Source organism: uncultured Aggregatibacter sp. (assembly GCF_938046485.1).
Taxonomy (GTDB): domain Bacteria; phylum Pseudomonadota; class Gammaproteobacteria; order Enterobacterales; family Pasteurellaceae; genus Aggregatibacter.
This window is the reverse complement of sequence record NZ_CALIWN010000064.1, coordinates 1-5,670: the sequence shown is the minus strand read 5'-3', so window position 1 is coordinate 5,670 and position 5,670 is coordinate 1. Positions and strand designations below refer to the sequence as shown.

General features: G+C 43.8%; 11 protein-coding genes. All 11 read right to left on the bottom strand.

All coding sequences use genetic code 11. The features are described 5' to 3' along the window. Positions 1-128: 128 nt before the first annotated feature. Positions 129-425, bottom strand: coding sequence for a type II toxin-antitoxin system RelE/ParE family toxin (locus Q0203_RS08050; RefSeq protein WP_297931275.1), 297 nt, complete (start codon positions 423-425; stop codon positions 129-131). Further along, the gene (locus tag Q0203_RS08045; RefSeq protein WP_296026362.1) at positions 418-603 is read right to left on the bottom strand and encodes a hypothetical protein; all 186 of its coding nucleotides are present in this window, start codon (positions 601-603) and stop codon (positions 418-420) included. The genes Q0203_RS08050 and Q0203_RS08045 overlap by 8 nt, the downstream gene beginning before the upstream one ends. A gap of 272 nt (positions 604-875) precedes the next feature. After that, positions 876-1,187, bottom strand: a complete 312-nt coding sequence (locus Q0203_RS08040) for a helix-turn-helix domain-containing protein (RefSeq protein ID WP_209363539.1) — start codon at positions 1,185-1,187, stop codon at positions 876-878. 355 nt (positions 1,188-1,542) lie between these two features. Then, positions 1,543-1,704, bottom strand: a complete 162-nt coding sequence (locus tag Q0203_RS08035; protein WP_295976698.1) for a hypothetical protein — start codon at positions 1,702-1,704, stop codon at positions 1,543-1,545. Positions 1,705-1,709: 5 nt separating this feature from the next. Next, entirely contained in the window at positions 1,710-2,228 is a 519-nt protein-coding gene (locus Q0203_RS08030; protein WP_297931272.1) for a hypothetical protein, read from the bottom strand. 792 nt (positions 2,229-3,020) lie between these two features. After that, entirely contained in the window at positions 3,021-3,299 is a 279-nt protein-coding gene (locus tag Q0203_RS08025; RefSeq protein WP_297931270.1) for a type II toxin-antitoxin system RelE/ParE family toxin, read from the bottom strand. Continuing rightward, positions 3,296-3,466, bottom strand: coding sequence for a hypothetical protein (locus Q0203_RS08020; protein WP_296026344.1), 171 nt, complete (start codon positions 3,464-3,466; stop codon positions 3,296-3,298). The genes Q0203_RS08025 and Q0203_RS08020 overlap by 4 nt, the downstream gene beginning before the upstream one ends. A 259-nt stretch (positions 3,467-3,725) precedes the next feature. Next, positions 3,726-4,037 carry a helix-turn-helix domain-containing protein gene (locus tag Q0203_RS08015; RefSeq protein ID WP_209363539.1) on the bottom strand — a complete coding sequence of 104 codons (312 nt, stop codon included), beginning with the start codon at positions 4,035-4,037 and terminating at the stop codon, positions 3,726-3,728. Then, the gene (locus Q0203_RS08010) at positions 4,034-4,345 is read right to left on the bottom strand and encodes a transcriptional regulator (RefSeq protein WP_297931266.1); all 312 of its coding nucleotides are present in this window, start codon (positions 4,343-4,345) and stop codon (positions 4,034-4,036) included. The genes Q0203_RS08015 and Q0203_RS08010 overlap by 4 nt, the downstream gene beginning before the upstream one ends. A gap of 286 nt (positions 4,346-4,631) precedes the next feature. Then, positions 4,632-5,048, bottom strand: coding sequence for a type II toxin-antitoxin system HicB family antitoxin (locus Q0203_RS08005; protein WP_296026335.1), 417 nt, complete (start codon positions 5,046-5,048; stop codon positions 4,632-4,634). 42 nt (positions 5,049-5,090) lie between these two features. Continuing rightward, a complete protein-coding gene (locus Q0203_RS08000) occupies positions 5,091-5,267 on the bottom strand; it encodes a type II toxin-antitoxin system HicA family toxin (protein WP_209363529.1) in 177 nt (58 codons plus the stop codon). Positions 5,268-5,670: the final 403 nt, after the last annotated feature.

Here is a 5,670-nt window from a genome sequence, read left to right as displayed (position 1 = left end):
CACGAAATCGTGAATACCCGAAAGGTGGTGAATAACGTTCCGTGCGTGGTTCGGTCGTGCATCAAGATGCACGCTACATGGAATCACGCACGCAAAATCATTTGTGCATCAAAATTCACGCTACGGACTTAAGGTGAAAATGAGGGTTGGGGATAAAGCCGGCGGCTATGAACTACCGTTTTGATATACACGGTTTCTTCAATAGCGCGATAAATAATACGATAATTTCGACAAAAGGCTTCACGCTCACCGTCTTCGCGCAAACGACCGATGGCATCAGGCATAAAGGCAATCAAACGGAAAGTTTTTTCAAATTCGGCGAGGAGTTTTTCCGGAGTAGAAATAAACCCGGTGAATTCGTAAACATTGGCGAGGATTTCATTGATATTGTCTGTGGCGAGTTTAGACAAAATCACATTAGCCATAAACCGACTCATGTTGCTCATCCAACTGCGCGAGTTCCGCCGCTTTCTGTTGAATAGTTTGTTGCCATGTTGCGCGCGCCTCTTCTAACGAATAACAACGCCCCATCAGAATATCCTCATTGCCTCGCGCAATATTCTCAGCTAAAAATGCGTCATACCCTTTTTCAGTCAGCAACATTATTTTCTCCTCAATAAATTGCGTTTTACTATAATCTTGAGCACCCACAAAATCAACTCCCGTAGCGTGCAACTTGTTGCACGAAAAAACACGCACAAAAACCACCGCACTTCATTCCGTACCGAGGGGAAATCAGTCGTGCATCAAGATGCACGCTACGATATGGAATACCCCTTTTTGATGGCGCGCGTTTCCTAACGCGTGCCTTTTATATCAATCAGTTATCGGCGCAGGCTATGAAGCGTGCGCCATCAAAAGTGCGAAAGGCGCGCTTAACCGGCAAGCTCCAATAATACATCGGGGTGGTGGGTGGCAATTTTTAATAATGTTGCTGCTGCGCCTGTGGGTTTGCGTCTGCCTTGCTCCCAGCCTTGTAACGTGCGGACGGAAATTCCCATGAGTTGCGCAAAGGCGGATTGCGACAACCCGGTGTTTTTGCGTGCGGCAATCGCCTCATTGGTGATCTCGCGCTCACGGCATTGCCCGGTCTTTATTTGGCGTACGGAACTTAACAACAGCTCGCCGATTTCTTCACCGGTGAATTCGTGTTCGGCAATATTGATTTTTTCTAAATCTATCGTCATTTTTCCAATTCCTCCTTCGTGTACATATCCCTCACCCTTTATACGTCATTGTAGTAGAGTGTGTGCATAATGTAAACCCGTAGCGTGCAACTCGTTGCACGAAATCATGAATACCCGAAAGCGTTGAATAACGTTCCGTGCGTGGTTCGGTCGTGCATCAAGATGCACGCTACGCACGAAATCGTGAATTCCCGAAAGAGGTTGAATAACGTTCCGGCGTGGTTTGGTCGTGCATCAAGATGCACGCTACGCACTAGATGAAGTTTGATTGCTTGTTTTTTTAAGCGGATATTTATTTTAGGCATAAAAAAACGGCTAGTCTAAAACTAACCGTTTATATCTTTTATTAATTACTTTACGCTACTTTTCTATTTTCCTTTTTCGGACCATGCGTTTCATCGCCTTTGAAAAGATAACGCTCATCTGCTAGCATTTTGGGTGCGACTTTGAGAAGTAAATCCATAACTTCACCACTACGTTTGTACACCTCTTGAGTGGAATATTTTCTCTCTTTCATTTTACTTACTCCTTTTCTCTTAGATGTTCTTCTAAAGCATCTAACGAAATTATCAAATCTTGGCAACCGTCTTCGATAAACCCAAACTGGCGATAGTAATCGCGTAAGGCATTGTTACCTTCTTCCACATCTACTAACTTTATATACTTGCCATCCAGCTTTTTCATAAAAATAAGGCAAGCAAATAGTGAATATAGGAGCATTTTACCTTTCAGAACATCGTCACTAAAATTTTCTATACCGTATATCTCTAAAGTTTCTTTTTCCAGTATAAATGACGAGATAAAAGCACCCGATAAAACAGCGGAACGACAATCAATCTCTTTTAATTTAAAACAAAAATCAAAACTATCATCAGGATTATACTTATTAATAACATAATCCCAATTTACCCTACCATACCCTCTAGAAAGGAGTATAAAATCTGACTCTGTTATGGGTCCCACCGCTAACGAAGATGATAGACTATCCATTAGCATTTGGAAATCGCTAATTGAAGAATTTACTATTTGTTCAAAATTCATATACAAAGCATAAATGGAGATAGCGGGGGCATTCTACAACTAGGGCTTTAAATTATCAATAAACTTAACATAACTCATCGTAACTCACTATAATCAACATACACCTTTTTAAAATAGTGAACACCAGTGAACCCTGTAGCGTGCAACTTGTTGCACGAAATCGTGAATACCCGAAAGGGTTGAATAATGTTCCGTGCGTGGTTCGGTCGTGCATCAAGATGCACGCTACGATATGGAATAACCCTTTTTGATGGCGCGCGTTTCCTAACGCGTGCCTTTTATATTCGGTTATCGGCACACGCTGTGAAGCGTGCGCCATCAAAAGCGAAATAAAAAGCCCGATAATTGATTATCGGGCTTTCTTAAAAGACATCTTGATGAATTCGGTGTGTCGAACCATAATAATTTCACTTTCAAGGGGTAATCTTGAAAGTGAGTGTAAGGCTTAAACCTTACAATGAAGAGGATAATATAATGTTGAAGACCATTATCCTAGTTATCGTGTTGTTGCTCTGGTCTTTGCCGGCTCACTAACCCGATAATTTACTGGGGGAGGACCAGTCCCCCAGTTCTTCAAAATTATGGCGTATCACAAAAAAATTGTCAATTAACGAAATCCACGTCGCAACGCCGGATCGCCTCAAAAAACACCGCACTTCATTCCGATCCGAGGTAAAATCATTCTCTCCCGTAGCGTGCAACTTGTTGCACGAAATAAGAACGCTCATAAGGAAAATCTTTCGTGCATCAAGATGCACGCTACGATGTGGAATAGACGATGGTGGGAATGGATTAATGATCGATGCCACGAGGTAAAAAGGCGGCAATCATAATATACGAACCGACCACTAAAAATTTAACGGAATGCCCATTTTTTAGCGGAAAAACATGAAATCGCCCATCGGCGTACGCATCTGCAATAAAGCTGAGTTTTTCTGCTAAACGCACAATCTCATCAAGAAATTTATCTGCAATCTCATCGCTATTGGCTTGTGCGCGAATATATTCCGCTTTGTCCAACAGCTGAAAACGCGCCATTTCAGACCAACGAACGATATAATCCTGCTTCATCGTTTTAACGTCTCACGCAAGGTGGCGACAACTTCTTCGTGTGAAAATGTTTGTATTTCGCCGCGCAAAATACCTTGCAAGAAACGCTGTTCTTCGGTTAAGGACTGTTGAAATAGAGATGAGATTTTCTCCTGAAAAGGCGTCTGAGGTTTGGTTTCATTTAACATATCATCTCCTGTGGTGTTCAATTTTGTCTTAGCATACAACGCCCCACGCAAAAATGCCAATAGTCGCCGCATACAGAAATAATAAACGCTCCCGTAGCGTGCAACTTGTTGCACGAAATCGTGAATACCCGAAAGGTGGTGAATAACGTTCCGTGTGTGATTCGGTCGTGCATCAAGATGCACGCTACGAGAAAGTCAGTGAATCGCGCACCGAGGTAAAATCATTCGTGCATCAAGATGCACGCTACGGAGTGCGAGTCTAACCGGCAAGCTCCAATAATACATCGGGGTGGTGGGTGGCGATTTTTAATAATGTTGCTGCTGCGCCTGTGGGTTTGCGTCTGCCTTGCTCCCAGCCTTGTAACGTGCGGACGGAAATTCCCATGAGTTGCGCAAAGGCGGATTGCGACAACCCGGTGTTTTTGCGTGCGGCAATCGCCTCATTGGTGATCTCGCGCTCACGGCATTGCCCGGTCTTTATTTGGCGTACGGAACTTAACAACAGCTCGCCGATTTCTTCACCGGTGAATTCGTGTTCGGCAATATTGATTTTTTCTAAATCTATCGTCATTTTTCCAATTCCTCCTTTAATTGTTTCAGCAAGTGCGCCGGAATCGTCTCAGATTTTGCTTTTGCATAAATTAACAACAGACATATTTTGCCGTTGTTAAGTTGATTAAAATAAATCACCCGACTTCCACCGCGCCGACCCATGCCTTGCCGTTGCCAGCGTAATTTGCGACAACCGCCCGAATGCGGAATCACATCGCCCGATTCGGGTTGCATTGCGATAAACGTGGCAAGCGCTTCTTGCTCATCTTGCGTTAAAATCGCAGAAGCCATTTTTGTGTAAATATGAGATTCAACAATCGTGTACATATCCCTCACCCTTTATGCGTCATTGTAGTAGTATGTATGCATAATGTAAACCCGTAGCGTGCAACTCGTTGCACGAATAAAAAACGCTCATAAGGGAAATCTTTCGTGCATCAAGATGCACGCTACGAGAGAATCAGTGAATCGCGCACCGAGGTTGAATCATTCGTGCAACAAGTTGCACGCTACGCACGAAATCATGAACACCCGAAAGATGTCGAATGACGTTCCGTGCGTGGTTCGGTCGTGCATCAAGATGCACGCTACAATGATGGAATCACGCTGCGCACTAAACAATGCGTAACTCAAATTGTTTTCCAAGGGCGGTAATCGCTTTTGCGATGGTGTCAATTTTTGTGATATGCCCAAGGTTTGTGATACGCTGAACTTCCTGCGGTTTTGCATTGATACGGCGGGCTAATTCAGCGTTTGACACATTTTGTTCGATCATCTCATTGAGCAATAAAACCTTGGCAAAGACACTTGCCGGCAATTCGATAAGCACCTCGCCCTCCTCCGGTGCGCTTGGCAACGGAACGCGGCGATGATCTTCAAAATAAAAATCCATACAAGTAAGCAACGCGTCTTTTGCCATCTTCACGGCATCGTCATAATCATCTCCACAAGTAATCGCTTCCGGAATATCACGAAAAGACACGGCATAAAGCCCACTTTCTTCTTTTTCAAATTTTGCTGGATATAACATAGTCAACCTCTTTAAAAAATGCCCCCTTTCGAGGGCATTCGTTTAATTAAGACCTAATTGCTTTTTAATGGCGAACTCCGTTCCTTTGGCGATTTCCTTCGTGGGATGTCGCGGCAGAACCGATTGTTTACCGTTTAGGTATAGCTTAATGTGGTTGGTACCCTCTTTTGTTTCTACACCTTGTGCTTTCAGCCACCTTAAAAACTCTCGTTGTTTCATCGTTCCTCCGTGTTTTTAAGTGGAAACAATTATAAACAAAAATGTTTATATTTTCAACCTAATCCCCGTAGCGTACCCTTTTTGATGGCGCGCGTTTCCTAACGCGTGCCTTTTATATCAATCGGTTATCGGCACACGCTGTGAAGCGTGCGCCATCAAAAGCGCACTTTATTCCGCACCGAGGTGGAATTTCCCCGTAGCGTGCAACTCGTTGCACGAATAAAAAACGCTCATAAGGGAAAATCTTTCGTGCATCAAGATGCACGCTACGCACGAAATCGTGAATACCCGAAAGGGGTTGAATAACGTTCCGTGCGTGGTTCGGTCGTGCAACAAGTTGCACGCTACGCACGAAAAAACACGCTCAAAAACCACCGCACTTCATTCCGCACCGAGGTGAAAT

Coding starts and splice junctions, on each gene's coding strand:
- Q0203_RS08050 (WP_297931275.1), bottom strand. CDS start 425: ATGGCTAATGTGATTTTGTCTAAACTCGCCACAGACAATATCAATGAA.
- Q0203_RS08045 (WP_296026362.1), bottom strand. CDS start 603: ATGTTGCTGACTGAAAAAGGGTATGACGCATTTTTAGCTGAGAATATT.
- Q0203_RS08040 (WP_209363539.1), bottom strand. CDS start 1,187: ATGACGATAGATTTAGAAAAAATCAATATTGCCGAACACGAATTCACC.
- Q0203_RS08035 (WP_295976698.1), bottom strand. CDS start 1,704: ATGAAAGAGAGAAAATATTCCACTCAAGAGGTGTACAAACGTAGTGGT.
- Q0203_RS08030 (WP_297931272.1), bottom strand. CDS start 2,228: ATGAATTTTGAACAAATAGTAAATTCTTCAATTAGCGATTTCCAAATG.
- Q0203_RS08025 (WP_297931270.1), bottom strand. CDS start 3,299: ATGAAGCAGGATTATATCGTTCGTTGGTCTGAAATGGCGCGTTTTCAG.
- Q0203_RS08020 (WP_296026344.1), bottom strand. CDS start 3,466: ATGTTAAATGAAACCAAACCTCAGACGCCTTTTCAGGAGAAAATCTCA.
- Q0203_RS08015 (WP_209363539.1), bottom strand. CDS start 4,037: ATGACGATAGATTTAGAAAAAATCAATATTGCCGAACACGAATTCACC.
- Q0203_RS08010 (WP_297931266.1), bottom strand. CDS start 4,345: ATGTACACGATTGTTGAATCTCATATTTACACAAAAATGGCTTCTGCG.
- Q0203_RS08005 (WP_296026335.1), bottom strand. CDS start 5,048: ATGTTATATCCAGCAAAATTTGAAAAAGAAGAAAGTGGGCTTTATGCC.
- Q0203_RS08000 (WP_209363529.1), bottom strand. CDS start 5,267: ATGAAACAACGAGAGTTTTTAAGGTGGCTGAAAGCACAAGGTGTAGAA.